The 26969-nt window shown below is 52.8% G+C and carries 28 protein-coding genes; 18 read left to right on the top strand and 10 right to left on the bottom strand.

Annotated features, from left to right (window positions below; translation table 11 throughout):
* Nucleotides 1–38: 38 nt before the first annotated feature.
* From TKWG_RS17020 to TKWG_RS17010, 4 genes are all read left to right on the top strand, one after another.
* Complete coding sequence (locus TKWG_RS17020) at nucleotides 39–2093, top strand: TonB-dependent copper receptor (protein WP_014752024.1); 2055 nt, start codon at nucleotides 39–41, stop codon at nucleotides 2091–2093.
* Between the two features lie 361 nt (nucleotides 2094–2454).
* Nucleotides 2455–3261: a transporter substrate-binding domain-containing protein gene (locus TKWG_RS17015; RefSeq protein WP_014752023.1), complete on the top strand. Its 807-nt coding sequence runs from the start codon at nucleotides 2455–2457 to the stop codon at nucleotides 3259–3261.
* 313 nt (nucleotides 3262–3574) lie between these two features.
* A complete protein-coding gene (locus TKWG_RS24125) occupies nucleotides 3575–3892 on the top strand; it encodes a hypothetical protein (protein ID WP_202947729.1) in 318 nt (105 codons plus the stop codon).
* A gap of 17 nt (nucleotides 3893–3909) precedes the next feature.
* Nucleotides 3910–5094 (top strand): Fic family protein, encoded by a 1185-nt coding sequence (locus tag TKWG_RS17010; RefSeq protein ID WP_202947728.1) that lies wholly within the window; start codon nucleotides 3910–3912, stop codon nucleotides 5092–5094.
* A gap of 30 nt (nucleotides 5095–5124) precedes the next feature.
* Here TKWG_RS17010 and TKWG_RS17005 read toward each other — a convergent pair whose 3' ends face one another.
* A complete protein-coding gene (locus TKWG_RS17005) occupies nucleotides 5125–5721 on the bottom strand; it encodes a TetR/AcrR family transcriptional regulator (RefSeq protein WP_014752022.1) in 597 nt (198 codons plus the stop codon).
* A gap of 180 nt (nucleotides 5722–5901) precedes the next feature.
* Here TKWG_RS17005 and TKWG_RS17000 point away from each other — a divergent pair, with 180 nt between their 5' ends.
* Entirely contained in the window at nucleotides 5902–6636 is a 735-nt protein-coding gene (locus tag TKWG_RS17000; RefSeq protein ID WP_014752021.1) for an SDR family NAD(P)-dependent oxidoreductase, read from the top strand.
* Between the two features lie 240 nt (nucleotides 6637–6876).
* Nucleotides 6877–7476, top strand: a complete 600-nt coding sequence (locus tag TKWG_RS16995; protein ID WP_014752020.1) for an NADPH-dependent F420 reductase — start codon at nucleotides 6877–6879, stop codon at nucleotides 7474–7476.
* Between the two features lie 51 nt (nucleotides 7477–7527).
* Here TKWG_RS16995 and TKWG_RS16990 read toward each other — a convergent pair whose 3' ends face one another.
* On the bottom strand, nucleotides 7528–8382 hold the full coding sequence (locus tag TKWG_RS16990; protein WP_014752019.1) for a PA4780 family RIO1-like protein kinase: 855 nt from the start codon (nucleotides 8380–8382) through the stop codon (nucleotides 7528–7530).
* Between the two features lie 419 nt (nucleotides 8383–8801).
* Here TKWG_RS16990 and TKWG_RS16985 point away from each other — a divergent pair, with 419 nt between their 5' ends.
* From TKWG_RS16985 to TKWG_RS16975, 3 genes are all read left to right on the top strand, one after another.
* Nucleotides 8802–9785 carry a DUF1852 domain-containing protein gene (locus tag TKWG_RS16985; RefSeq protein WP_014752018.1) on the top strand — a complete coding sequence of 328 codons (984 nt, stop codon included), beginning with the start codon at nucleotides 8802–8804 and terminating at the stop codon, nucleotides 9783–9785.
* 25 nt (nucleotides 9786–9810) lie between these two features.
* Nucleotides 9811–10839: a methionine synthase gene (locus TKWG_RS16980; RefSeq protein WP_014752017.1), complete on the top strand. Its 1029-nt coding sequence runs from the start codon at nucleotides 9811–9813 to the stop codon at nucleotides 10837–10839.
* A gap of 133 nt (nucleotides 10840–10972) precedes the next feature.
* The gene (locus TKWG_RS16975) at nucleotides 10973–11482 is read left to right on the top strand and encodes a flavin reductase family protein (RefSeq protein WP_014752016.1); all 510 of its coding nucleotides are present in this window, start codon (nucleotides 10973–10975) and stop codon (nucleotides 11480–11482) included.
* A gap of 173 nt (nucleotides 11483–11655) precedes the next feature.
* On the opposite strand, the gene TKWG_RS16970 is transcribed toward TKWG_RS16975, so the two are convergent.
* Nucleotides 11656–12441, bottom strand: a complete 786-nt coding sequence (locus TKWG_RS16970; RefSeq protein WP_014752014.1) for a LysR substrate-binding domain-containing protein — start codon at nucleotides 12439–12441, stop codon at nucleotides 11656–11658.
* 75 nt (nucleotides 12442–12516) lie between these two features.
* Between TKWG_RS16970 and TKWG_RS16965 the strand changes: the two genes are divergently transcribed.
* Genes TKWG_RS16965 through TKWG_RS16960 form a run of 3 tightly spaced genes read left to right on the top strand, consistent with a single transcriptional unit; the run spans nucleotide 12517 to nucleotide 14431 of the window.
* Complete coding sequence (locus TKWG_RS16965) at nucleotides 12517–13410, top strand: MBL fold metallo-hydrolase (protein ID WP_014752013.1); 894 nt, start codon at nucleotides 12517–12519, stop codon at nucleotides 13408–13410.
* Between the two features lie 20 nt (nucleotides 13411–13430).
* Nucleotides 13431–13805, top strand: a complete 375-nt coding sequence (locus TKWG_RS25400; protein WP_238534218.1) for an alpha/beta hydrolase — start codon at nucleotides 13431–13433, stop codon at nucleotides 13803–13805.
* Nucleotides 13721–14431 (top strand): alpha/beta hydrolase, encoded by a 711-nt coding sequence (locus TKWG_RS16960; protein ID WP_238534217.1) that lies wholly within the window; start codon nucleotides 13721–13723, stop codon nucleotides 14429–14431. The genes TKWG_RS25400 and TKWG_RS16960 overlap by 85 nt, the downstream gene beginning before the upstream one ends.
* A gap of 405 nt (nucleotides 14432–14836) precedes the next feature.
* Here TKWG_RS16960 and TKWG_RS16955 read toward each other — a convergent pair whose 3' ends face one another.
* Complete coding sequence (locus TKWG_RS16955) at nucleotides 14837–15841, bottom strand: AraC family transcriptional regulator (protein ID WP_041709611.1); 1005 nt, start codon at nucleotides 15839–15841, stop codon at nucleotides 14837–14839.
* Nucleotides 15842–15900: 59 nt separating this feature from the next.
* On the opposite strand from TKWG_RS16955, the gene TKWG_RS16950 reads away from it, so the two are divergent.
* From TKWG_RS16950 to TKWG_RS16940, 3 genes are all read left to right on the top strand, one after another.
* Nucleotides 15901–17142: an MFS transporter gene (locus TKWG_RS16950; protein ID WP_014752011.1), complete on the top strand. Its 1242-nt coding sequence runs from the start codon at nucleotides 15901–15903 to the stop codon at nucleotides 17140–17142.
* 89 nt (nucleotides 17143–17231) lie between these two features.
* Nucleotides 17232–17534: an ArsR/SmtB family transcription factor gene (locus TKWG_RS16945; RefSeq protein WP_014752010.1), complete on the top strand. Its 303-nt coding sequence runs from the start codon at nucleotides 17232–17234 to the stop codon at nucleotides 17532–17534.
* A 60-nt stretch (nucleotides 17535–17594) separates the two neighbouring features.
* Nucleotides 17595–18557 carry a zinc-dependent alcohol dehydrogenase family protein gene (locus TKWG_RS16940; protein ID WP_014752009.1) on the top strand — a complete coding sequence of 321 codons (963 nt, stop codon included), beginning with the start codon at nucleotides 17595–17597 and terminating at the stop codon, nucleotides 18555–18557.
* A 180-nt stretch (nucleotides 18558–18737) separates the two neighbouring features.
* Here TKWG_RS16940 and TKWG_RS16935 read toward each other — a convergent pair whose 3' ends face one another.
* Together TKWG_RS16935 and TKWG_RS16930 are read right to left on the bottom strand one after the other, a co-directional pair.
* Nucleotides 18738–19073, bottom strand: coding sequence for an EthD domain-containing protein (locus TKWG_RS16935; RefSeq protein WP_014752008.1), 336 nt, complete (start codon nucleotides 19071–19073; stop codon nucleotides 18738–18740).
* A gap of 22 nt (nucleotides 19074–19095) precedes the next feature.
* Entirely contained in the window at nucleotides 19096–20064 is a 969-nt protein-coding gene (locus tag TKWG_RS16930) for a Bug family tripartite tricarboxylate transporter substrate binding protein (protein WP_014752007.1), read from the bottom strand.
* Nucleotides 20065–20602: 538 nt separating this feature from the next.
* Here TKWG_RS16930 and TKWG_RS16925 point away from each other — a divergent pair.
* Nucleotides 20603–21625, top strand: coding sequence for an alpha/beta hydrolase family protein (locus TKWG_RS16925; RefSeq protein WP_014752006.1), 1023 nt, complete (start codon nucleotides 20603–20605; stop codon nucleotides 21623–21625).
* A gap of 358 nt (nucleotides 21626–21983) precedes the next feature.
* On the opposite strand, the gene TKWG_RS16920 is transcribed toward TKWG_RS16925, so the two are convergent.
* The gene (locus TKWG_RS16920) at nucleotides 21984–23021 is read right to left on the bottom strand and encodes a Bug family tripartite tricarboxylate transporter substrate binding protein (RefSeq protein ID WP_014752004.1); all 1038 of its coding nucleotides are present in this window, start codon (nucleotides 23019–23021) and stop codon (nucleotides 21984–21986) included.
* A gap of 285 nt (nucleotides 23022–23306) precedes the next feature.
* Between TKWG_RS16920 and TKWG_RS27300 the strand changes: the two genes are divergently transcribed.
* Complete coding sequence (locus TKWG_RS27300) at nucleotides 23307–23627, top strand: porin (RefSeq protein WP_041709610.1); 321 nt, start codon at nucleotides 23307–23309, stop codon at nucleotides 23625–23627.
* A gap of 27 nt (nucleotides 23628–23654) precedes the next feature.
* Here the strand turns inward: TKWG_RS27300 and TKWG_RS16910 are convergent, their stop codons facing one another.
* The 3 genes from TKWG_RS16910 to TKWG_RS16900 all read right to left on the bottom strand — a co-directional run bounded on the left by TKWG_RS16910 (nucleotide 23655) and on the right by TKWG_RS16900 (nucleotide 26039).
* The gene (locus TKWG_RS16910; protein WP_014752002.1) at nucleotides 23655–23972 is read right to left on the bottom strand and encodes an NIPSNAP family protein; all 318 of its coding nucleotides are present in this window, start codon (nucleotides 23970–23972) and stop codon (nucleotides 23655–23657) included.
* Between the two features lie 33 nt (nucleotides 23973–24005).
* Nucleotides 24006–24980: a Bug family tripartite tricarboxylate transporter substrate binding protein gene (locus tag TKWG_RS16905; RefSeq protein ID WP_041709608.1), complete on the bottom strand. Its 975-nt coding sequence runs from the start codon at nucleotides 24978–24980 to the stop codon at nucleotides 24006–24008.
* Between the two features lie 168 nt (nucleotides 24981–25148).
* Nucleotides 25149–26039, bottom strand: a complete 891-nt coding sequence (locus TKWG_RS16900; protein WP_014752000.1) for a helix-turn-helix domain-containing protein — start codon at nucleotides 26037–26039, stop codon at nucleotides 25149–25151.
* 197 nt (nucleotides 26040–26236) lie between these two features.
* On the opposite strand from TKWG_RS16900, the gene TKWG_RS26175 reads away from it, so the two are divergent.
* Nucleotides 26237–26953: a type VI secretion system Vgr family protein gene (locus TKWG_RS26175; RefSeq protein ID WP_014751999.1), complete on the top strand. Its 717-nt coding sequence runs from the start codon at nucleotides 26237–26239 to the stop codon at nucleotides 26951–26953.
* Nucleotides 26954–26969 lie beyond the last annotated feature (16 nt).

Genomic DNA, 26969 nt, shown 5'->3' with positions numbered 1-26969 from the left:
CTGATACCGCTATGTTCAATGAAGGAAATAAACTTGCTATGAAACACCCATGCTTTCATGTTTCTGCGACCATCTGCTCTGCCTGCATGCTTCTGCCTTGGCAGTCTCAGGCAAATACTCAAAAAGCCGTCGTTCCCATGCTGGAGCCGGTCGTGATCACGTCCGTCGCGCCGTCTTCGTCGTTAATGATGTCAACAAATCCAAAACGGCCACGCCAGCCCCTGCCTGCCAGCGACGGTACCGATTATTTAAAAACCATACCGGGCTTTGCTGCTATCAGAAATGGCGGAACCAATGGCGACCCCATATTGCGGGGAATGTTTGGCTCCCGGTTGAATGTGCTGACAAACGGCTCTTCTATGCCCGGTGCATGCCCGTCACGCATGGATGCACCCAGCTCCTACATTTCACCAGAGAACTTTGATGCATTAACCGTGATCAAAGGGCCGCAAACCGTTTTGTGGGGGCCGGGGGCATCAGCCGGCACAGTAAAGTTTGATCGCGATACACCACGGTTTACCAAGTCAGAATTGCGCTTTGATGGCAGTCTGACCGCTGGTTCGTTCGGCAGAAATGATCAGGCTGCTGATCTGACCGTGGGCAACGAAACCTTTTACGTTCGTACAACGGCCAATCACTCCCACTCGGATGACTATAAGGATGGTAATCACAACACAATTCCATCACGTTGGGATAAATGGAATGCAGATTTGACCCTGGGCTTTACGCCAGACCAAGACACGCTACTTGAGCTGACGGGCGGGATAGGGGACGGGAAGGCACGATATGCTGGCAGGGGCATGGACGGGTCTCAATTTAAGCGCGAAAGTCTTGGGCTGACATTTGAAAAGAGCAACATTGGCCCTGTTCTGAACAAAATTGAGGCTCAGTTGTATTACAACTATGCTGATCACGTGATGGATAACTATACGTTGCGCACGCCCGATCCCAGGAGCTCAATGCGTATGCCGATGGCAAGTAATGTTGATCGTGCAACGTGGGGCGGACGCGTTGCTGCGACGTTTGATATTGCACAAAATACAGATCTGGTTACCGGGATTGACTGGCAACAAAGCCGCCATCGCGCACGCATGGGCACAGCTATGCATTCCTATAAAGACAAGGCATGGGAAAAAGATGCCGAATTCGGCAATCTGGGCCTGTTCGGCGAAGCCACCTGGCACGCGACACAGCGGGATCGCCTGATAGCGGGCTTGCGTATTGATTGGGCGTCGGTCAAGGACTTTCGACAAACCATCGGTATGATGAAAATGGCCAACCCCACTGCCGGTCAGCGCCGACGGGAAAGTCTGCCCAGTGGCTTTTTAAGGTATGAGAAAGACCTGCAATCGGTCCCGGCAAGTGTGTACGTTGGCGTCGGGCACGTTACCCGTTTTCCTGATTACTGGGAGCTATTTTCTCCCAGGAAAGGTCCGGAGGGATCGGTCAACGCATTCCAGGGAGTGAAGCCCGAGAAAACGACGCAGCTCGACATCGGCGCACAATACAAAAACGACTACTTCCAGGCCTGGATGTCCGCGTACGCTGGCTATGTACAGGACTTTATTCTTTTCGATTACCAGACTGGCGGCAGGATGGGATCAACCACAATGGCACGTAATGTAAATGCCTCCATCATGGGAGCCGAAAGCGGCTTTACCTATCAGCTTAACCCAAGCTGGCAAATAGGGTCGACATTGGCTTATGCCTGGGGAAGAAACCGGACAGATAGTGCTCCATTACCGCAGATCCCGCCGCTGGAAGCCAAGCTGACGCTTTCCTACGAAAATGGACCGTGGTCAGCTGGCGCGCTCTGGCGTCTGGTCGCCGGCCAACACCGCATCGCAATGAACAAGGGTAATGTGGTGGGCAGGGATTTTGGGCAGAGTTCAGGATTTGGCGTCCTCTCTCTGAATACGAGCTACGCATTCAGTAAGCACGCCAAATTGACGGTTGGCATTGATAACGTATTGAATAAACAATACAGCGAACATCTGAATCTGGCCGGAAACGCGGGCTTTGGTTTCCCATCACACACACGCGTGAACGAACCCGGGCGATCTGCCTGGGCGCAACTGAATCTGCAGTTCTGATTAATAGTTGGCGATACGAGCAGTCTGAACCTCCGGGGGCGTCCGATGCGTCTCCGGAGGATGTATTCGCAGCGGATGATGTGACATTTGTCCGGGATGGGATGGCTAGCCTGTCACGGGCGGAAAGGGTCAAAACGAAAAAGGCTAGCTCTAGTGCGGTTGCTGAGCGACTGTTGCGTCAAAATGCTATATGTAGCGGTCGATGCTTGAATTGACGAGGCCGGCGCCGAACAGGCCGTTGATTTCAAATTGAACGGTCGCAAAACGCATCAGGAAAAATGATGATAAGCTTGTAGCGCTTATAGCAGTCGTGGTTTTTTCCTTATACCAATAATGAATATATGATGCATGGAGACATTTTATGAAATTTCGACTTAAATCCGTATTTGCACTTTTTACCTTGGTCGGGGCGATGGGAGGCGGGCTATCGGCAGCCAATGCGAATACGTTAGCGCAAGTCATGGAGCAAAAAGTATTGCGCGTGGCGATTGATTTGAATGCGCCACCTTACGGCATGACAGATGACAAGGTAACAGCGATTGGTTCAGACGTAGAAACTGCGCAATTGATTGCGGACAGTCTGGGCGTAAAACTTCAGGTGGTGCCAACAACACAGGCCAATCGCATTCCGTTCTTGTTGACCAATAAGGCAGATGTGGTCATTTCAAGTCTGTCGATCACGCCAGAACGCGCCAAAGTGGTTGATTTTTCTATTCCCTATGCAGACAACAAAGCGGTCGTTGCCGTAGCCAAGGATTCGCCCATTAAAGAGATGAAAGACCTGGTTGGTAAAACCGTTGTGACTGCCAGAGGCACGACCAATGACCAACAGTTAACGAAGCAGGCGCCACCCGGCACCAATATTGTTCGTTTTGAAAATGATGCAACGGCCATTACCGCCATTACCAGTGGACAAAGCAGTATTTTTGCCACTGCACCATCAATCATCGGCGCATTGAATAAAAAATATCCGGCTAAAGCAATGGATATCCGAATCGTGATGTCCAGCGCCAAACTGGCCATTGGTGTTGCTAAAAACAACCCGGAAATCAAGGAAAAAATGAATGAACTGGTGCGCGCGAACCTGAAGAATGGCAAGTTAAATGCGATTTATAAAAAATATCACCAGACCGATTTGCCTGCAGATGTCGTTGCGATGGGCAACTGAGCTGGCCAGCAGCTGATCGCTCAAGGTTAATCTTGCGTTCGTGGGCGGGTGAAGATCAATATGCCCGCCAACGCTGTTTATTGCTGATCCTGATTCGGTGCCCGGTGCCCGAATCGAACCGCCTCGCGGCGGCCGTTACCAGTACTGTACCGAAATTCACATTTTCGGTATATTTTTATCTTTTTCGTCGTAAATTACTATTTTGATAGCAAATTCAAGTTGGAATTAGCGTTTTTGCATCCACAAAATTATCGTTTTCACGTATCATTCCCTTTCTGGTATCAATTTTGTGTTCTGATTAGGGAATTTTACGATGCAGGTAGGCTTCAAGGCACTCGCTGACCGCTACGGTATCGCACTTGCACAACCCCTGCGCGTCGAATCGGTGATTGGTACTACGCGAGTGAGTCGAGAGAGCAACGAATTTGTCACAAACAAGTACCCCGCCAGCTATCAGCCGACGGACGACTTCGCGGGACATTTCGAGTTTGGACTCAAGTACGAAGATATTCACCTTGAGTTTTTCGCACGTCTGTTTGCGGTGACTGGGCCAGAGCCGATCGAAGCCTGGAGCCGGCGAGCCCTTTCGGCCAATATGCCCGCCGCACCGGATTTCTCTATGAGTGGCTGACCGGGCGCCATCTCGATGTGCCAGATGTTAGCAATGGTGGCTACGTCGATGCCATTTCAACACAGCAGTACTTGACCCGCGTTAAGCCATTGCGGATACGGCGCTGGCGTATCAACGATAACCTTCCCGGTGTGCCGGCGTTCTGTCCTCTGGTCCGCCGTACTAAGGCCGTGCAGGAAGCGCTGCAATTTGACCTGGATGCTGCACTGCGCGAGTTGAACCAGACCTTTGGCGCCGACATCCTGATGCGTACGGCTAGCTGGCTGACGTTCAAAGAATCACGTGCGAGCTTTCTGATCGAGAAAGAAGCTGACAAGGCTGACAGAATCCAGCGATTTGCCCATGTAATCGCAAAATACTGTGGCCACATCGAGGATCCGCTGAGCAATGATAGCCTGCACACATTGCAAGCCGGCATTCTAGGCCATGAGGCCATCGGACTGGGCCTGCGAAGCTCCCCAGTTTTCGTGGGGCAGGCAACCATGCGCGAGGATATCGTGCACTACATTGCCCCACAATTTGAGACACTGCTCCAACTGCTTGATGGCTTGAAAGCATTCGAGCTGGCAACACGGGGAGCCGAGCCGTTGGCTCGGGCCGCAGCACTCGCCTTCGCCTTTGTGTATATACACCCCATGCGGGATGGCAATGGTCGAATCCATCGCTTCCTGATCAATGACACCCTGATCCGCGATAAGGCAGTGCCTGATGGCGTGATTCTACCGGTGTCGGCCACCATCACGAGTTCGATTGATTTTCGGGCGCGCTATGACCGTACGCTGGAAGTGTTTTCACGGCCATTTATGCAACGCTACGCAACAGCCTACCGATTTGGTGAACTCGTCGTGTACGAGGATGGTACCCAGAGCAACCTGGTCTTCGATGACTACGAAGACGCGCAATTTGCATGGCGCTATCCCGATTTGACCGAACACGTCCTATACACGGCTCAGGTCGTTGCGCATACGATTCGCACCGAGATGGCTGATGAGGCACGCGTGCTGGTCATCTTCCAGCGCGCTCAGGAGCGACTCAAAGATGTACTGGAAATGTCGGATGAGGACGCGAACCGCATCATTCGCTCCCTCAAGGAGAACGGCTGGCAGGTATCTGGCAAGCTGAAAAAAGCGTATCCACAGTTGGACAACGCTGACCGGGCGGAACGTATTCTGGCAGCTGTGCGCTCCGCATTCGAAGAATGAACAGTGAGTGCAGACACCATTGCCTGCACTTTATTTCGCCGCCTTTTTGGCTTTCTTGCCCTTTTTGAACTCGCCGCCAGACGGTTTTGTCAAAATTGCACTCGCAATAACATCAAAAAGATAATCTCCTCGTGGCGCGAATGCAGATTGGTCGCCGATCCAGCCGAGTGCGGACATGAGGGCGAACAGGTCTATCCCTTGCATATCGGGGCGCGCTGTCCCCTCGGCCTGGGCACGCAGCAATAGTCGCGCGCCCGCTTCGTGCACGGCGGCGCAGGAAACGAAAAGCGCGGACTCCGGGTCCTCGTGGGCGCTTGCCATCAAAGCCACCACGCCGCTATAGCTCAGAACAAATGCCACGCCTTCACGAAACCACGACACCAGCGCTTCGTCTGGGGGCGCTGACGTTTCAAGTTCAACTGCCTTTTGCGTGAGTGCGTCCAGATTTTCGCGCAGCAAGGCGTCGAACAAGGCTTCGCGCGTGGGGAAATGCCGCAGCAGGGTGGCCAACCCGACCCCGGCACGACGTGCGATATCCCGCATGGACGCATCGGCACCATGTTCGCTAACCACGCCCCGCGCGACTGAAAGAACATGGTCGTAATTTTTTTTTGCGTCTGCTCGCATAAATTTCCTTGACAAATGGATCGCTGATCCGTATTCTGAATAAACGGATCAGTGATCCGGATGTTTCAATCATGATTATTTTATGATTTTCTTCATGATGTGGATCACTGATCCATAAGATACAGCACATTCGTGCAAATGGGAATAGAAACGTGGTTTTATGCCACAAAAGGAACTGTTATGGGAAAGCTACAAGGCAAGGTTGCTGTTGTTACGGGCGGGTCTAGCGGTATGGCACTGGCCAGTGCCAAGCGGTTTGTTGAAGAGGGCGCCTATGTGTTTATCACGGGCAGAAGGCAAGAGGCATTGGACGAAGCCGTCAAGCAGATTGGTCGAAACGTGACCGGCGTGCGTGCGGATTCGGCCAATTTGGACGATCTTGACCGCTTGTTTGAGACAGTTAAGCGGGAGAAAGGCAAGATCGATGTCCTGTACGCGAGTGCCGGCACGGGCGAAGCCGTCCCGCTGGGCGAGGTTACGGAGCAGCACTTTGATAAAACCTTTGATCTGAACACGCGCGGCACGCTGTTTACAGTTCAGAAGGCGTTGCCGCTGTTTAACGATGGCGGATCCATCTTCATGACCGGGTCCATTGCGTCGGTGAAAGGGTTTCCAGATTTCAGCGTGTATGCGGGTAGCAAGGCAGCATTGCATGCTTTCGCACGCGGATGGCTTAACGAACTAAAGGGCAGGAAAATCCGGGTAAATGTGCTCAGTCCCGGGCAGATCGCTACACCAATTCAGGAGCAGCTTTTTGACGAAGCAACCATTCGCGCTTTCGAATCCCTGGTTCCACGCGGCAAGATGGGCAAGCCTGAAGAAATTGCGGCAGCCGCGCTGTTTCTGGCCTCAGACGATTCGAGCTTTGTAAATGGCGTGGAGTTGTATGTGGATGGTGGTACAGCGGCCATCTGAGGTCGCGCCGCGAATGTGCAGCCAAGAAATAGTGCTCGAAAATCACGCCAAAAGCGTGTGGCCGGCCTGGTAAACGTAAAGACGATGACCTGGACTGTGTCGATTAATAGGAATTCCGATCACAAGACGGGATTAATTGCGGTGATTATGAGGCGGGTGCGGTCATATCTGTACCAGCTACCGGTCACCAAATAATGTGGATCGTGGTTAATCACAAGGTCCACGAAATGGAGAATTAATATGAGTTATTCAATAATTGGTTTTGGTTCGGTAGGCCAGGCGCTTGCCAGATCGTTTGCAAGAAAGAACATCCAGGTAAGCGTTGCCGGCCGACGTGCGCCCGAGGCGTTGACGCAGCAGGCACAAGCGATTGGGCCGACCGTTGTACCCACGACGCTGCAGGAGGCTATCGCGTCCGACATAATCTTCCTGGCAGTGCCTTTTCGGGAATATCGCGAAGTGGCCAGGCAGTTGAATAGCTGGCAGGGCAAGACGATTATCGACGCGACAAATGCCTATGGTATTCCTGAGGACGAGCTGGAAGGGCAACCATCGGCCACCGTTGTCGCCAAGGCATTTTCCGGCGCCAGCGTTGTCAAGGGCTTTAACCATTTGGTTGCAGCCGTTCTGGGCGCTGATCCGAGCGTGAATGGCGGAAGCCGCGTCGTGTTTTTATCAAGCGACGACGAAAGTGCAGTGCCGCCAGTTGCGGCGCTGGCAGAGCAACTTGGCTTTGCACCGATTGCGCTGGGGCCGTTTAAGGAAGGCGGCGCGCTTGTTCACGGCAGCGGCAATACCTGGGGGAAATTGATTTTCAAGGATCTGGTCAGGTTCAAATAGCGGGGCGGCAAGCATCTGCAGCCTGGCAGGTATCATTGACCAGCGCCCTTACTAGGTGCTGGCCAATTGTTGCTCGCGGCGCAGCCGCGCCTCTTCTTCCAGGCGACTATCTTCCAGTTCCAGCAGCAGGCTGTCCATATCCACGGGGCGGGTGTCAGCTTCAACATAGCCGGTCAGCTCAACATCCACGTTCAGTTCACCCGCTTCGTAAAGTGTCCATATTTCCTTGCCATAGCTGGCAGACAGCAGTTGTGGGGCAAAGCGCCCGAAATACGCCGCAAGGTTGTTTACGTCGCGCACCAGCATCTCGCATGCTTCGGTGTTCGCGGCGGCGTCAACGGCCTGGGGTAGATCAATAATGACCGGGCCGTCGGCGGCAAGCAGGATGTTGTATTCGGACAGATCGCCGTGTATGACGCCTGCACAAAGCATGCGTACCACCTGGTTAAGCAGCATGGCGTGCAGCTGCAGGGCACGTTCCTGGGTCAGATCCACGTCGTTAAGGCGCGGCGCGACATCGCCATCCGCATCCATCACCAGTTCCATCAGCAACACGCCGTCGGTGCAAATATAGGGTTGGGGCACGCGCACGCCGGCGTTCGCCAGTTGGAATAATGCGTTTACTTCGGCGTTCTGCCAGACTTCTTCCTGCATCTGGCGGCCGTAGCGGCTGCCTTTTTCCATGGCGCGGGCCTGCCTGGAGTTTTGTACCTTGCGGCCGTCCCGGTACGACGCGGCCTGCCGAAAGCTGCGCTGCTTGGCATCTTTGTACACTTTTGCGCAACGTGTGGCATCGCCACTGCGCACAACGTATACGGTGGCTTCCTTGCCGCTCATCAGCTGGCTAAGGACTTCGTCGATTAGGCCTTCTTCAAGCAACGGCACCAGCCGCTTGGGCACTTTCATGCGACCGCCAATAGTTGGGGGCAGCAAATGTGCTGAATGCGGGGGTGAAAGGCAGACGGGGAAGAGGGCAGAAAGAAATTCATGTCCTATTGTAACGGAGCCGGTAAGCCCGTGGAGCAACAATTTCTATATTTGCTTAATGAAATCAACGACAAAACCTTGGCTGCATCGTCATGCATCGCATCTAAAGCAGCGTGTCTGGTGAGTCCTTATCCCTATTTGTGGGGTAGAGCGCTCGCCATTCTATGAACGAAGCCGGCGAAAGAATGAATTTTATTCACTTTAAATATGACTAATGCAATATAGACTGCCGCCTTTGCATCACAAATGTCTATGTTGCTGAAACTGAAAAAGAAAATTTTGAGCAGCGATCAATAGATAAATGTGGGTTTTATTCTGGGAATTAAGGCAGCAGCATAATGAGTACAGAGTTTACATTTGCCATTAAGAGCACTTGTTTTGATGAAGACTATCGTCCTTCAGACAATACGCGAATTACCACCAACTTTGCCAATCTGGCCAGAGGCGAGAGTCGGCAAGAGAACCTGCGCAATACCCTTAAGATGATTGACAATCGTTTTAATGCCCTGGCGCATTGGGACAACCCCACTGGCGATCGCTATAGCGTCAACCTTGACATTATCTCAGTTCAAATGCGCTTTGAAGGCCAAGGCAATGATCGCGACCTGCCTGTGATTGAAATATTAAAGACCAGCGTAGTTGACCGGAAAACCAACGAATGCATTGAGGGCATTGTAGGAAACAATTTTTCTTCTTATGTGCGAGATTATGACTTTAGTGTGCTGCTGCCGGAATACGCCAGGCATCAGCACGAATTCGGCGCGCCAGAAAATTTTGGAGATTTGCATGGCAAGCTGTTCAAGTGCTTTGTGAATTCAAAGACTTACAAGGATAACTTCGCCAAAGCGCCTGTTATATGCCTGAGCGTGTCAAGCAGCAAGACCTATCATCGTACTGAAAACCGGCACCCCGTGTTGGGCGTGGAATACCACCAAGATGAATATTCATTAACTGACGAGTACTTCAAAAAAATGGGGATGAAGGTCCGCTATTTCATGCCTGCCAATAGTGCGGCGCCGTTGGCTTTTTATTTTTCCGGCGATTTGCTGCGTGATTATACGGACCTCGAGCTCATTAGCACCATCAGCACGATGGACACCTTCCAGAAAATTTACCGGCCAGAGATTTACAACGCAAATTCTGCCGCAGGCAAGTCTTATCAGCCGAGTCTGAAGCACCAGGATTATTCGTTAACCCGGATTGTTTATGATCGGGAGGAACGCAGCCGGCTGGCGGCCGAGCAGGGAAGGTACGCCGAGGAGCATTTCATCAAACCATACCGGGCGATTCTTGAGCAATGGTCCGCGCAATCCCATTTTTGAGAACCCAAACACCATGACTACTACTGTGAAAAAATTATTACCCACCTCAACGGCTGGCAGCTTGCCTAAACCCGCCTGGCTTGCCGAACCGGAAAAACTCTGGTCCCCCTGGAAACTGCAGAATGAGGGATTGATCGAGGGCAAGCAAGATGCGTTGCGTCTGTCTTTGCAGGAACAACAGCACGCGGGAATTGATATCGTTAGCGATGGTGAACAAACGCGCCAGCATTTCGTGACCACATTCATTGAACACCTGGAAGGGGTGGATTTCGAGAACCGCAAGACCGTTAGAATTCGTGATCGCTATGATGCGAGCGTGCCTACGGTTGTGGGTGCCGTCGCCCGGCGCAAGCCCGTGTTTGTTGACGACGCCCGGTTTTTGCGTCAACAGACTAATCAGCCGATCAAATGGGCCTTACCGGGCCCCATGACAATGATCGACACCCTGTATGATGCCCACTATCAAAGTCGCGAAAAACTGGCTTGGGAATTTGCCAAGATTCTTAATCAGGAAGCCAAAGAGCTGGAGGCTGCGGGTGTCGATATCATTCAGTTTGACGAACCCGCATTCAATGTGTTCTTTGATGAGGTCAATGATTGGGGCGTCGCGACGCTGGAAAGAGCCATTGAAGGACTAAAGTGTGAAACCGCGGTTCATATTTGCTATGGCTATGGCATCAAAGCGAATACGGATTGGAAAAAGACGCTGGGATCCGAGTGGCGGCAGTATGAAGAAGCGTTTCCCAAGTTGCAGAAGTCCAGTATCGACATCGTCTCTCTGGAATGCCAAAACTCGCGCGTTCCCATGGATCTGATCGAATTGATTCGCGGTAAGAAAGTGATGGTGGGCGCCATTGATGTGGCCACAAACACCATAGAAACACCCGATGAAGTGGCCAATACGCTGCGAAAAGCACTGCAGTTCGTGGATGCCGATAAACTCTATCCGTGCACCAATTGCGGCATGGCGCCATTGTCTCGCAGCGTTGCAAGAGGCAAGCTGAATGCGTTGAGTGCCGGAGCGGACATCGTTCGCAGGGAACTGGCCAACTGATTTTCTGTCGGGGCATGGTCGTTGCGAGCTGCTCGTGACAACCAGGCACGGGCTAAGGACGCAAGGCTGGCAACCCGGCCGGACTGCTTGTCCTTAGCACCTTTCAAGCTACATCCAGTATTTCAATTGCATTATGTCACTTTCCACTACTGCGATTGAGCCTTTGCATTTTTGCGAAGCGCTCGGGCACTACGCTTCCGGCATCACGGTCATCACATCGCACTTCGAAGACGAGCCCATTGGCTTTACCTGCCAGTCGTTCCATAGCGTGTCCATGGACCCGCCGCTGGTGTCGTTCAACGTGATGACGCGTTCGGCCAGCTATCCCAAAATTCGCCAGGCAGGTCGCTTCGTTGTCAATATTCTGTCCGACGAGCAAGTGGCGCTGTCCAGGCAGTTTGCCCAGAGCGGCACGGACAAGTGGCGCGACGTTCAGTGGCAGGCGTCGCCCCTGGGTAGCCCGATATTGGCCGGCAGCCTTCACTGGCTTGATTGCGAAATATATGCTGAATACGCCGCCGGAGATCACTTGATTGTTATTGGCCAGGTGAAAGCGTTGAACCTGCAGGCGGGTGCCTGCTTGCAGCCGTTGCTGTATTTCAAAGGGCAGTATCGCAACATCGCCACGCCTTGCGCAGTTTGACAGTGTCAGCGAGCAGTCTATGTTACGGCGTTACCCCCTCTATCTGCGCCAGGATAGGTTCCACCTGTTGACGCAGCCATTCGGACGCCGGCTCCCTATCGGAATGCGCCGCCCAAACCATTGAAATGGGCGTGACGGTAAAGTCGAACGGCACCGGCTGGTCGTCAGCCCCATCAAGGTCCGTAGCAGTTGGCAATCCGCGTGGGCAAGGTGGTAATGACTGGCGTGGACATCACGGTGCTGAGCACGGTCAGAAATTCCGGCGCCGCCATCACCACATCCACTTCCACGTTGGCGGTGCGCATCGCATACTCCAGACAGCCGCGGATACTCGCGTTTTGGGAAACCAACGCATGCCGCTGCGCCAGGTAGGCGCTTTGGCTGATGGGCACCGTCAGATCAAGCAGCTTGGGGTTGAAGCAGCATGTGAGTGATTGCTCAAAGAGCAATTTGCGGCGGTGCCGCTCGGCGCCGTCGCCAAAACAGCCGATCGCCAGATCGATCACGCCATCATCCAGCATCCGGTGCACCTCTTCCGGCTGTGCCGGTCGTGCCAGCAGTTTGATGCCCGGCGCGTAGCTTTGGACCTGGGCGGTCAGGCTTGGCATCAGCAGAACCTCCAGTTCGCTCGAAAAGCCGATGGAAAACGTCCGTGCCTCTTGCTCCGGGTGGAAGGCCTCGCGTGTCGTGATCGCATGCTGTGCCTGCTCCAGCAGCCGGGCGATCGGCAACGCCAGGGCGAGCGCGCGCGGCGTGGGTTTCATCACCTGCCCGACGCGGATGAAGAGTTCGTCATCCAACAGCATGCGCAGCGTACTAAGGTTATGACTCATTGCCGACTGCTTGATTTTCAGACGGGTCGCTGCGCGGGTGACGCTGTGCTCGCGCATGAGGGCGTCAAAGGCCACCAGCAAATTCAAGTCGAAAGACCATAAATTGAAATGATCAATGGAAGACATTATTTGAATCGATTTGTTAAATACATACCGCAAGTTTAAACTACAAACACGATTTCAACCAGCGGGATTTTCAACATGATTCATCCGAACAAAATCTACAAGATAGGTGACGTGACCGTCACAAAAATAGAAGAAATACGCCTGAATGTGGCACCACCGGCTTTTCTTTACCCGAATTGGGACGCAGCCGAACTTAACCCCAACCTGCACTGGCTGACGCCAAGTAATATGGACGCAGGCACTGGTAACCTGATTCAGAGCATCCATGCCTGGCTGGTGCGTACGCCGGAGCATACTATCCTGATCGATACCGGCTCGGGCAACGACAAGGAGCGGCCACGCAACCCGATTTTTCACCAACTGAGCACGCCTTTTTTGCAACGCCTTGCCGCCGCAGGCGTGCAGCCCGAAGATGTTGACTACGTGCTGCACACCCACCTGCATGTTGATCATGTTGGCTGGAACACGCAACTCATTAACGGCCGCTGGGTGCCGACCTTCCCTAATGCACGCCATGTGTTCTCTCACGCGGAAGAGGATTACTACGGCAGCCCTGACAGCCACAACGAAGTGAACGTGCCCAGCTTCGGCGTGTTCGAGGACAGCGTGGCGCCGATCATCGCTTCCGGCCAGGCCGATCGCATTAGCAACGACGGCGGCAACTACCTGGAAAACTTTACCTTCCGTCCGACCAAGGGTCACAGCATCGGCCATATGTCGATCGAACTGCGCGCCAAGGGCGAGGCAGCGCTTTTCACCGGCGATGTGATGCATCACCCACTGCAAGTGGTGCGTCCGGACTGGAACTCGGTATTTTGCGAGTGGCAGGAAGCTGCGCGCGCGTCGCGCCGCTGGGTGCTGGAGCAAGGCGCCGAACACAATGTGCTGCTGTTTACCCCGCATTTTGCAGAAACCTCAGCCGGCTATGTGACACGTCAGGGCGATCGTTTCGCCTGGCGCTACGAGTAATGGATCAGGAGATACTTATCGTGAGTGAGAACATTGTGATTAACGGAACCGAAGTTATCTTCGAGCAGCTGCGCGTTGCCACCAGCACACCTGGCATCGACCTGTACGTGCGCAACAAGCGCCCGGCTGCGCTAAAAACATTTACGCCGGAACGCACGATTGTGATGGTGCACGGCGCCACCTTCTCGTCCGGCAGTTTGTACGATGTACCGTTCAACGGCATGTCGTTCATGGACTATCTGGCCGCCGCAGGCTATGACGTCTACGCGCTGGATGTGCGCGGTTACGGCCATTCGGCCGCCCGCCGGAAATGGAGCTGCCAGCCGAGCAGAGCCAGCCAGTTGTCAAGACCGACACCGGCGTGGCTGACCTTGGCACCGTGGTCGACTATGTGATCAAACGGCGCAGTCTGCAGAAAGTGTCCGTGTTTGGCATGTCCTGGGGCGGCACGGTCGCAGGCGCCTATACCAGCCGCAATAATGACAAGGTACACAAGCTGGCCCTGCTTGCGCCACAGTGGTTGAGCGACAAGCCGATTCCGATAGACACCGGCGGCAAACTCGACGCCTGGCGCCTGGTCCCGGTGCGCCAGAGCAAGGAACGCTGGCTTGGCACCGCGCCGGAACATGGCCGTGCAACCCTGGTGCCGGAAGGCTGGTTCGAGCAATGGGCTGATTTCACCCTGGCCGAGGATCCGTGGAGCCGCGAGCGCACGCCGGACCAACTGCGCGCAAGCAACGGCCCAATTCAGGACATCCGCGACTACTGGCGCGCCGGGCGCAAGTATTATGAGCCAGCCGACATTAGGGTGCCGGTGCTGTTGGTTCACGGAGAGTGGGACGTAGACGTGCCAATTGATCTTGCACAAGCGCTCTTTTCTGAGCTTCGCAATGCGCCTTATCGCCAGTGGGCGGAAATTGGTGAGGCCACCCATTTGGTGTTGCTGGAGAAGAATCGCTTGCTGGCGTTTCAGGCGGTCCGGGACTTCTATGATCGTAGTTACGAGCCGGAAACGGCGTAGCACGCACGCCAGGCTTCACAGGTTGCTGAACTAAAGCCGCGCTAAGCGCTGGTATTTATTAGTGTCTAGAATAGTGTCCCGGGCCGGGCTCGAACCGGTCCGCCTTGCGGCGGGGGATTTTGATGCGTTGTAGCTGCACTGTACCGGAAGTTCGGCACAGTGCAGTCATTACGATGGCTGGCAACCCTGATGTTTAGTTAATCATAGTGCCTTAAACAGAAAGACCGTAAGCCTGCATTGCCGCCGGTGAATATCGCAAACCCGCTGCTGCCTGTGGCGCGAAAGCCTTTTCCACCGAAGACATTCAAGAGCCGTAAGGGAGGTAGCAAACCCGTGGAGCAAGAATTGCTATATCGGGTTAATGAAATCAACGACAAGCCGTCGCCGCATAGCCGGACATGGCGTCTACATGCGCATTTGAGCGTCACGGCTGGCTCCCGGAGACTGGCCTGTTATACGTTTGAAAGCGCGACTGAATGCGGCCTGAGATGTATAACCCAGCCGCTGTGCTACGGCCTCAATAGATACTTTGTCATGAGCCAACCATTGACTGGCCAGACGCATTTGCAACTGCGTGGCATAGCGTAAGGGTGGCACACCGATAGTGGCCTGGAATCGTTGCGCGAAAACGGAGCGAGAAATGTGTGATTCAGCGGCCAGCTCTGCGACAGTCCAATCACGGCCGGGTTGCCGGTGCAATGCCAGTATGGCGCGAGCCAGCCGGGGATCACGTAGCGCAGCGACCAGACCAGAGGCGTTCTCGCAACCGCATTCGATCCAGCCACGCACAATCATCGCCGCCGCCACCTCAGCCAGCCGTGCCATAATGCCGGCAAAACCGATTCGACCTGCGCAAATTTCACGTTTCATAGAATCAAGAATAGGCACTAAACCGGGGTAGCGTTCTGCCTGCGTGTCAGCCACCATGACGGTCGGCATCAGTTTACCTAACCCCTGCATACCGCCAAGATCAAACTCCATACAACCATAAAAGAGAATGGCGCTTGGCGTGGGTTGCGTACTTGGGCAAGTGTTTACACCGCTGACTGCCTCTCCAAGAGGCGCAGCACCGAAGTTGTCGATATTGTGAACGGGAGTCTCTGGTTCGGATAGCAGCTGATGCGCTGCGCCCTGGGGAATTAACACCGCGTTGCCGGCTGACAACTCGTGCATGACCCCATCTTCGGTTCGCAAGATCGCTTTACCGACAGCCAGGAAATGGAAGTAAGCGTGTCCTACTTTGGGCTCAAAACCGATCCCAAAGCTTGGGCCTGTTTGAATGCGACGGTACTGTACCCCGCGCAGGCGCATGCCGGCTAGTAGTTCGCTAATGAGTTCAGAGGATAGGGCGAATGGATTTTGCTGTGTCATTTCCGGAGTTTTGATCAAAACATCAAGACTTTTCATCATAGATCATCCGGATGTTTCGGTCTAGACTTTGGGCTGTAACTTTTTGAGGATTTGTTGAAATGAGCAATGATGTCTGTGGCACGGTTTCTGTGCAAAGCGCTGTCAAACCATCCGGCGTGGAACCAGCCTGGATGGCTGTCTTCTCATTGGCAATGGGCGTATTCGGGTTATTAACGGCGGAGTACCTTCCCGCCAGCCTGTTGACACCCATGGCCTACGATTTTGGGGTATCGGAAGCGCTGGCTGGACAAGCCGTGACCGTAACCGCTGTCGTTGCCTTGTTTGCCGGACTGCTGGTTCCGGGACAAACGCGCATGCTTGACCGGCGCGTGGTGCTGTTGGGCTTTACGATATTGATGATCGCCTCCAATCTGCTGGTGGCATTGTCGTCCAACCTGACCGTGTTACTGATTATGCGAATTCTGCTGGGCATCGCCCTGGGCGGCTTTTGGAGTATGGCTGCTGCGGTGGCAATGCGCCTGGTCCCGGCAAGGCTCGTGCCACGGGCGCTCTCTATTATCTTCAGCGGCATTGCCGTCGGAACGGTGGTGTCTGTGCCGCTCGGCAGCTACCTGGGTGGCCTGTACGGCTGGCGCAGCGCATTTTTTGCAGCGGCTGCGGTCGGCGGGATCACACTGATCTTCCAATTATTTACGCTACCCAGTATGGCACCACTCAGGATGGCGCGGACTGCATCGGTATTGGAGTTGCTGCGCCGGCCTGGAATTGGAATCGGTATGCTGGGTTGCGTGCTTGCCCATACCGGTCAATATGCGCTTTTCACTTATATTCGACCCGCTCTGGAAAGCCTGGCTCACATTGATATTGATGGTTTATCGCTCATGCTGCTGGGGTTCGGTGTCGCCAACTTTGTCGGTACACTTCTGGCTGGTTGGCTTATGGAACGTAGCTTGCGAGTCACACTGGTGCTAATGCCGGTTTTGGTTGGCGTCGCGGCGCTGGGCATGATCTGGCTGCCAGTGGAAAGTACAGGGTTGATGTTGTTGGTAGCCCTTTGGGGGCTGGCATTCGGCGGGGTGCCGGTCGCCTGGTCCAATTGGGTAGCGCGCGCGGTTCCCGATCAGGCAGAGACCGCAGGCGGTATGGTTGTTGCCTCGGTGCAGTCTTCCATTGCGGCAGGCGCAGCGCTAGGTGGTGTGGTATTCGGTTTCGGGGGCGTCACGGGCGTTTTCGTCATCGCTGGCGTTGTAATGCTGTTCGCTGCGTTGGTCATTGTTTTGCGTGTACCAATTGCATCGGCCCAGCAGGGGGAAGCAGTTATCTCGGCTACGCAAAGCTGAACCGCGTAAATGCACTTCCAGACATCCCTTGTATGGCTGACCACTGCTCGATAAATTGACATATCGGGAAATTTCGATATAATTGAGTTATGGACTTACTAGACATATTCAAAGCTCTCTCGAACCGTACGCGTCTTGATATTCTTAGACGCTTGAAGGACCCTGTAAACAACTTTCCTCCGCAAGACGAGGGGGATGTTCATACGGTGGGCGTCTGCGTAAGCAGTATTCAAGAGGGTGTTGGGTTGTCGCAGTCCACGGTGTCTGACTATCTGGCTACTTTGCAAAGAGCGGGCCTGGTTGAAGTTCAACGCATTGGTCAGTGGACCTACTATAAACGCAACGAAGAAGCCATCAGCGCGCTTGCCGAACTTATCGGTAAAGACCTGTAATTTTTTTATCTCTATATATCGATAAATCCCGATATCCCTTTTTAACGAAATGAGAATCTAATGAAAGCAATCACACTTAACACCTTTGGCGGTCCAGACGCATTTGAACTTTCTGAGGTAGCCAAACCGGTACCTGGAGCAGGGCAAGTTCTGGTCCGGGTCCACGCAACATCCATCAACCCCCTGGACTACCAGGTACGGCGCGGAGACTACCCCGACCTGGTGCCACTTCCAGCCATTACCGGACACGATGTGTCTGGCGTGGTCGAGGAAATAGGCGCAGGTGTGACCGCCTTCGCCCCAGGTGACGAGGTCTGGTATACGCCCCAAATCTTTGATGGTCCGGGAAGCTATGCCGAGTACCACGTTGCTGCCGAAAGCATCATAGGCAAGAAACCGGCTACGCTGAGTCATCTTGAAGCCGCCAGCCTGACCCTGGTCGGGGGCACCGCATGGGAAGCGCTTGTTGTGCGTGCGGGCCTGCGCGTAGGCGAAAGCATTTTGATACACGGCGGAGCAGGCGGGGTAGGGCATGTGGCCATTCAACTGGCAAAGGCCATGGGTGCGCGGGTAATAACCACTGTGCGTGAAGCAAATTTTGACTTTGCACGCAGCATGGGCGCCGATGTCGTCATCGACTACGCGAAAGAAGATTATGTCCAGGCTGTTATGCGTGAAACAGCGGGCCAGGGCGTTGACGTTGTTTTCGATACCATCGGTGGTGACACCCTTGCCCGTTCTCCTGACGTGCTCGCACAGCTGGGCCGGCTTGTCTCGATTGTTGATATTGGGAAACCGCAAAACCTTATTAACGCCTGGGGCAAGAACGCCAGTTATCACTTCGTGTTCACACGGCAGAATCGTGGCAAGCTAGATGAACTGAGCGCGCTGGTTGAACGCGGACAGCTGCGGCCTCATGTTGGCGCTACTTATTCATTGGCTGATATACCGCTTGCGCATGCTCGCCTGGAGAGTGCTAATAATGGGTTGTGGGGGAAGATTGCGATTGCTGTGGTGCAGTGAGTGAAGTCGGGCGCTGTATACGCTTAGACGTATACGGGTCTGCGAAAGGACGATCACGCAATTGCCGGATATGGCCGTAGCGGAAAACATCCGAAATCCCGTTGCAAACTCATTAAATATTAATGACAGGATTGAGATGATTCCTGAAGTCTGGGTCATGTCCGGCGCTTGGAAAGTTTTTTATGAACCAATGATGAGATTTTCAAAGACTGTGAAGGTCTTTATTTTTCCAATGAATGTTGCTCCATCCGCATGAAGTCGTTTTGCTTCGGGCGACAGATTAGCTTTTTTAAGAGCATCAATGTCGTCATACCAAAGCTCAGCGATACCATCAATATCGGCTTCGATAACCGGAATGTCTTGGCGGAAACGCTCCTCCACAATATTGGACTGGATATAACGCCGAAGGCCCGGAACGGCGTGTGCCAGCGGGGCGTGTTTTTCCACCCAGTGGGTCATGAATTCTTCGTGTGACATGCCTTCTTTTCGTGTAAGCAACGAAATACTTTTGATCATTTAGAGTTTCCCCGAGAGTAAATTACTGTACAACAATATCGGCCGTTTTTATGACGGTTGTCCATAGTTTAGAATCGTTCGTGATTCGTTCGCCTAATGCACTGGATGTACTGGAAGCTGCGTCCATGCCCAGAGTATGAAGACCGTCCTTGTACTTGGAGGATTCGGCAACTGTTTTGACAGCCGCGTTAAGTTTCTCGATCACTTCTGCGGGCGTTCCAGCGGGTGCGAAAACCCCATACCAGCTAAGTGGTTCAAAACCCTTTAAGCCCACTTCAGCAAAGGTAGGAGTGTCGGGAAGGGTATTTATTCGTTTACTGGAAGTGACGGCAAGAGCACGCAAATTTCCCGCTTTAAGCTGCTCCTGACCAGCCACGGCCGCATCCACGACAAACGTAATTCTGCCGCCAATGACATCAACGAGTGCTGGCGCTGTTCCCTTGTAAGGTATGTGCTGAATATCGATGTTCGCACGGTTCTTTAGCAATTCACCCCATAAGTGCCCTGAACTTCCGGGGCCGGCTGAGCCGAAAGTGAGCGTGCCGGGATTCGCCTTTGCATATGAAAGCAAATCATTCAGCTCTTTTGCGGGAAAATCTTTATCAGTGAAGAGTACACTGGCAAATGTTGAAGTCAGACTAATCGGTGCAAATTGGCTGACTTTATAGCTTAATTTCTCTCCAAAAAGAGCGGGGTTAACCGTCATCATTCCTGCTGAAGAATATAACAGCGTATATCCGTCTGGGTTTGCATTGGCAACGAACGAGGCTCCGATGGCGCCGCTTGCCCCTCCCTTGTTTTCGATATAGATTTTTTGAGTAAGTTCTTTTGACAACTCGTCGGCAAACAATCTTGCTGAGGTAGTGGCCGATCCGCCTGGAGCGAAAGGAACAACTAATCGGATTCCCTTTTCAGGATATTCTGCGTAAGCAACCGAGGACGCAATTGCTAACAAGCTTATTGCTATACCTGACTTGATTAATGATTTCATAAAGATTCCGTACGTATAGAACTGATTTAAGCCGAATTTATTTGATCATTGAAGTATCTTGAGATACGTATTGATTGCATCAGCAATGGCGTCAGGCTGTTCTGGCAACAGAGCGTGGCCAGCGTCAGCAATTTGAGCGGTGTTTACACGCTCATCTCCCAGGCCTTGGCTTAATTGCCAGCCATCGCTCTTTGAGCGATTCTGCCATGGCTAGATTCACCTCGACCAAGTATGCCAAACCAAAAATGTGCAATAAGCCTCATCAAAAATCTCCTCATTAATTTGTTCTTTGTTCGCGGCTGCACACTCTGTTTGAATCGTGATGTGAGCGACCGAGTTTGTATATCCAAATTGTTGTTGGAAATGCTATTCTGTTTTGATAATTATGTCAATAAGTTATACTATTGGCCTTTATGAGGCATAGTATTTAAAGCTTAGAGCTTTGACTTTTTCCAATCCAAGCCATGACCAAGGCGACGAAAAAAAGTGAACAATAGGTGTGCTATGAATTTCCGGTAATTATAAAAAGGAGACATAAATGAAATATTTAGGATTGATGGCAACTTTGGGTGTGTCAATTTCTTTGTTCGGCTGCGCATCCAATAAGACTGAAACGGGCCCGATGACCATTGCTAAACAAGGCAGCTTCTTTGTTGGCGGAAAAAATATCAAATCAAATTCGGTATCAAACTTACCCATCTACTCATCATCGGGGACAATTGCGGTAGACCAGGTATATGTCCACTACCAAAAACCGACAAATGCAAAAAATACATCTGTGGTCTTAATCCATGGCTGTTGCTTGACCGGCAAGACTTGGGAGTCTACCCCGGATGGCAGAATGGGATGGGATGAATTATTCGTACGGAATGGTTTTTCTACGTACGTCGTGGACCAAGCCTCGCGAGGTCGGTCTGCCGTCGATACATCGACCCTCATTGCAGTCAAAAGTGGTCGCCTGCCTTCGAAGCAATTGCCGATGGTAAATAACGTATCGCAGGAGGATGCCTGGGAGGTTTTCCGCTTTGGGCCCAAATATCCAGAAGTTTATCCAGGCATGCAATTCCCACTAGATGCTCAGGCAGAGTTCTGGAAGCAAATGGTTCCAGACTGGATAAGAGCATTACCCACCCCAACGCCCACCGTGCCCGCATTGTCTGAACTGGCCCAGAAAATCAATGGCGCAGTGCTTATTAGCCACTCCCAATCTGGTATTTTCCCCTTTCAGACGGCAAAATTGAACCCTGCTGGTATCCGTGCAATTGTATCGATTGAACCAGGCGCGTGCCCTGCAGCAGATGAAGACTTGTCTTATCTGAAAGGTATTCCAGTATTGGTTCTTTGGGGCGATTATGTGAACAAGTCACCACGCTGGGAACCGCGGCTAAAGGCATGCAAGGAATTCGTAGAAGCAGCGAATAAAGCAGGAATCAAAGCGCAAAATGTGATGTTGAGCGATTTAGGCATGACTGGTGCGTCACATATGCTTATGCAGGACAAAAATAGCATTCTGATAGGTAAATGGTTGATCGGTTGGATTAACCAGAACGTGAAAGGCTGATTTTTCTATCCGGGTTTTTTTCATAGAGCGGAGCTCTGCGCGTTCCATTACGGGATAAGAAAACATCAGGGGAAAGCCAGTTCACCAATATTTCGATTGTGCTTGATGAGTTACCGTCGAAAACGGTAGGGCTGGCTTTTCAACAGCATGTATAGTTGTATTCGCTATGCTAATGAGTAAGCACAGCAGTGGCGGCAAGCCATGTTAAGGAGTTTTGGCGATTTCTACGGGCCATTTAACCGTTAAGGCCAGCCAATGGGGCGCGGTGCGACAATGGCATTGAACAACGAACGCTTAAAACCGGGCGCGGTCAACGGATCTAGAAACATATTACGTCCATAGCATCCAAAAATTCGAATCAATTTATCTTGAGCGCGTGATCTCGGATAACAGTCGCAATATCTTGCGCCTCTTGACGATATCTTGCGGAAAAATCTTCCACAGTCTGCAATTCAATAACAATGCCCTCATCATGCAGCCGTTGCTGAGTGGCTTCATCTTTGAGCGCCTCCTGAATCGCCGCGTTAAGCTTCGCTAACGTTTCCGTGGGCGTGCCAACCGGGGCAAAGATCCCGAGTGCGCCCGCCGCGTTGAAACCTGGCGCACCATGTTGCGCAATGACGGGCAGATTAGGAAAGGCGGGACTTGGATCGGGTGAGCCGATTGCCAGCGCACGGACCGCTCCGCTTTGCAGATGGCCAGCTGCCAAGGACGTTGAGCTAAAGATTGCTTGCACACGGCCACCCAACATATCTGTCAGCATTTGTGCGGCGCCTTTGTACGGCACCGGCGTCAGCTTGAGTTCGAACGAGGCATTCAGGTACTCCAGGGCGAAATGGTTAGGTGAGCCGATCCCGCTGGTCCCAAAGTTGAAATGGTTAGGCTGTGATTTGACCAACGCCAAGAACTCATCAAATGTCTTTGCCGGAAAATCGGCAGGAACCAGCAGCAAGGTGGTCGGCCGACCCACCGACGCGACCGGCTGCAGATCGTCAACCGGATCGAACGCCAGGTTTCTTTCCAGCGCCCTGCTTATCTGCAGCGAGGTATACGCCGTAAACAGAATGGTGTGCCCATCCGGGCGCGTCTTGGCAATCTGCCCGGCAGCAATGGCACCCGCCGCGCCGCCTTTATTCTCCGGCACGATCGTGCGATTCAGGATAGGGCCCAAAACCCCTGCAAGCTGACGAGCCACCGTATCAACAATGGCGCCGGGCGGATAGCCGATGATCATTGTCAGGGGAGGACTCGCCGGTGCCGCTGATTGTGCAAACCCGGGCGATGTCACCAACACGGAGGACACTGCGCCAACACGGAACAGCTTTTTAAGCCATGCGGATGAACCTGCTGCACGCATTAACTCGACGCGACGCAGCAGAGAAGAAAACGAGGGCATGCATGCCTCCTAAATCGTTGTTGTTGATGGGATATAACCCGCGCCGTGATGTGCAGAGTCGATCTCTACTCCAGATCAATGAGCACCCAGTATAGGAAGGCATTGCGCCTGCTGTCTATTGGTTTTTCGCCGCTTTCCGTGCTGTGGAAAGTGCAAGCCACCCGGCACGACAAGCGCCGAGATCAGTAACCGCACGCCGAAGCCGACCGTTCGTCGATATGTGTTCACCGGACGCTTACTACTTCGCTTGCGACGGAATGATGCGCTCGTGGAATACACGCTTGTGTGGCTGCTGGCCATTTTCCATGTAGCGGAAAGCGCCTAAAAGTCAATTCCTATATGGTCGGCGTGGTCGCCCCGTTGGGCAATGGCTCGATCAGGGCCTCCTGGCAGATGGCTGATCCCACGCACGGCGCGAACGCTAGCGCCAGCAGTGCGTTCGTTGGAGACAATTTATTAAGTCAGCAAGTCCTTTCACTTGGTTATACCTATAGCATTTCAAAGCGAACCGGTCTGTATGCTTATGGGTCGTATGCCAAACATGTACTCTTGCAGGATGACCTGACTTCTACACTGTTCAGTGCGGGGCTGCGTCATACGTTTTAGTGTTGCTACCCTGATCGTCATCTGCCATCAAGGTTTGAAAAAAGACGTAGGCACCATCAAGCGCGTTTCTTGCGATAAAAGATACCCCGCCTGCGCACTTTCCATCAAGTAGTCCTGCCATTTGGGGTCGCGCTGTAAGGTGGCGCGCCTTTGTTCACGGTCGGCCGCATTCTGGTAAATCCAGATATGGGTATAGCTATTAACGTTGCCCGTCTCGGTTTGCAGGTAGGCCAGCGGCTCGCCCAAGTGATGTCGCTGGATATCGAACCCGCTCTGGGCGTAGAGCGACAGGTGTTTTTTCAAGGTGCCAGCCCGGCAGGTGTAGGTTCGTACGTCGTAAAGCATCAGATGATTTTCCTTTTAATGAATGAACGGCAATCAGTTCACTGTTGCGCCGGAACGCTTGACCAGTGTTCCCCAGCGTTTGACCTCTTCGGCGACAAAAGGCTGGAATACTGTGCTGGTGTTTCCGATAGGATCGGCGCCCAGATCTTTCAGTCGCTTTTGTACAGCAGGATCGGCCACGGATTTGGCAATGGCGGCCGATAGCTTTGCCACTATTGGTGCAGGTGTCTCGGCCGGTACAAACAGGCCGAACCAGGACTTGGCTTCTATCTGCGGGTAGCCAGACTGGGCAAATGTGGGTACGTCAGGCAATGCCGGATGCCGCACATTGCCGGTGACGGCAAGTGGACGCAAGCGTCCCGCTTCAACCTGCGCCAGCACTTCAGGCAGATTGGCAAACATGGTTTGTACCTGACCGCCAATCACATCATTTTGTGCCAGAGAGCCGCCCTTATAAGGCACGTGGGTCATGCTCGCACCAACTAAAGTGCTAAATTGTGCACCCGCTAGATGGGCAGCAGTACCTGTACCGCCAGATGCATAGTTGATTTCGGCCCCATGCTGCTTGGCGTAAGCAGCCAGTTCAGCAGGCGTTTTGACAGGTAACGAGGTATTAACCACCAGCAAGAGCGGCACCGACGCCAAATTGGACAGGCCCACGAAGTCTTTGGTCAGGCTGTAGTCCAGTTTGCGATACAGCGTGGTGTTGATGGCATGACTGGATGTTGCCATTAACAACGTATAGCCGTCGGGCTCGGCGCGCGACACGAGCACTGCACCGATATTGCCGTTGGCCCCAGCCTTGTTTTCTACCACGACAGGTTGCTGCAGTTGTTCGGAAAGTTTCTGACCTACTGTACGCGCGATAACGTCGGTAGCACCGCCTGCAGCGAACGGCACGACAAGCCTTACGGGATGATTGGGAAAGTCCGCCGCTTGCTGCGCTTGCGCGAGTGAGCACGAGCCCAGGGTTATCACTCCTATCCAACTAAGTAGCTTATTCTTCATGTGTTGTCTCCGGTTGTATTTTTATTACGAGTTTATAACGCGGTTTGCATGGCCGCCTTGTGCAAACCCGACAAGGTGGTTCGGTTGAATTATGAACAAACTATACATAGGGGTTTTGCGCTGGTGTTAGGACTTACGCGACCTTATGTTGTACTTTTTCACCGTGCCTCATTCCATTGGCCCGGAGTAACGTTTTTTAAACTCGCCAGGAGTCAGTTGCGTGTGCTTTTTGAAAAAGCGGCAAAAATAGGCTAGGTCATCAAAATTGAGCTGGAAGGCAATTTCAGAAACACTAAGGTGGGTATTGCTAAGCAGGCGTTTGGCCTCCAGTACGATACGTTCGTGTAGCAGTTGACCGGCGGTGCATCCCATGGTTCGTTTAATGGCGTCGTTCAGTTGCCGATCAGTAATATGCAGTTTGGCGGCGTAATCTCTGATTGGGCCGAATTCCAAAAAATGCTCATCGAGCAGCAATTTGAAACGTTTTGTCAGGCAATAGCTTTGTGGCGACATGCCTTCGGTGATGCTCATTGGATAAAGCCGCCGCAGCCGCGTCAGGAGAATCAACAAATACGAACGAACAATGTCGAAGCGGCCATCTTCTCGATTGAGCACTTCTTTTTCAATATCAAACAACAACGGCAGTAGCTCATCGTGCCGGGATTGTTCAAGATAAAGCGCTGGCGTGTCACGCGCGATATGAAAAAAGGGGAACTGAGCAATATCGTCGGAGCGTGGCAACATTTGCACAAAAAACTCAGTACTGAAATTAATCACATAGCCTCTGGGGCGTGTGGAAGACGTCCAGGCATGGATTTGTCCAGGCGATACGAAAAATACGGTATTGGCGCGCAGCTCGAATTGCTCGAAATCCAGCATATGTGCGCCATGGCCTTCCGTCATCCAAAGCAAATGGTAGTAATTGTGCCTATGTGGAAAGGCACGGGGAATGTCATCCCGGTCTTGCAAGCGAACCAGATCGAAATAGAACGGCCCTCCTGCACCACCGAAATCGGAGGTGTCGAAGGTCGGGAAGGTGGGGGACGCTTTGGTGGGCACGCGTGGCTTCTCCGGATAGACTGCGGAATACATGCGTTTGTAAAACGTGGTCGCCGAGACTATTGAAATAATTTGTAAAAATAGGTATAGCCTTCAAACTTGTCTCTTTATAATAGCCGTAAGTGGTTGTTTCTCAATAAATAAGAACATTTCTACATAAAAAGGGGCGGGTGCAGCGCAGGCCTGCCAGTATTTAGATGTCTGCGAATATAAATATAATGAACCCTGACCGGCTGATCGGGGTCTCTATTGCGGCGGATAATGCCGAATTTCTGTTTGACGCCATGCAAGGCGCGGACGGAATGTCTACTCTTTCCGACTATACCGTACGCCTGCTGCATCGCTCGATGCAGGTTGATGTGAGGGCATTGCTTGGCAAGTCACTCACGCTGACCATCAACACGGCGGCAGCGCCCCGGCATCTCAACGGCGTGATCGCCAGTTTTGCGCTGGTAGGCCAGGAAGGCGACACGGATCGTTACTTTGTGTACGAAGCGCGCGTGGTGCCCTGGTTCTGGCTGGCGACTCACAAAAAAGAATTTCGCATCTACCAGAACCAGTCAGTGCCAGAGACCATTAAGCAAGTGCTGGCGCCCTACGGTTATGCGTTTGAATTCGACCTGGTGGAAAGTTACGCGCCACGCGTCTATTGCGTGCAATATGACGAAACTGATTTTCAGTTTGTGAGCAGGCTGCTGGAGGCCGAAGGCATTCATTATTACTTTCGTCATGAGCAGGAAAAGCACACGCTGGTCATGAGTGACGAAATCCAGAGCCATAAGGCCGTAGACGGCTACGAACACGTACCGTATTTCACCGAAGACAAACTGACCCTGCCCCAGCAGGACTATATGACACATGTGGCGGTGTTTCAGGACCTGAGGCCAGGACAATACACCACCAAACGACTATAACTTCACCACACCAAAG

The organism is Advenella kashmirensis WT001 (assembly GCF_000219915.2).
Classification (GTDB): domain Bacteria; phylum Pseudomonadota; class Gammaproteobacteria; order Burkholderiales; family Burkholderiaceae_B; genus Advenella; species Advenella kashmirensis.
This window is presented reverse-complemented; position numbering and strand designations above follow the sequence as displayed.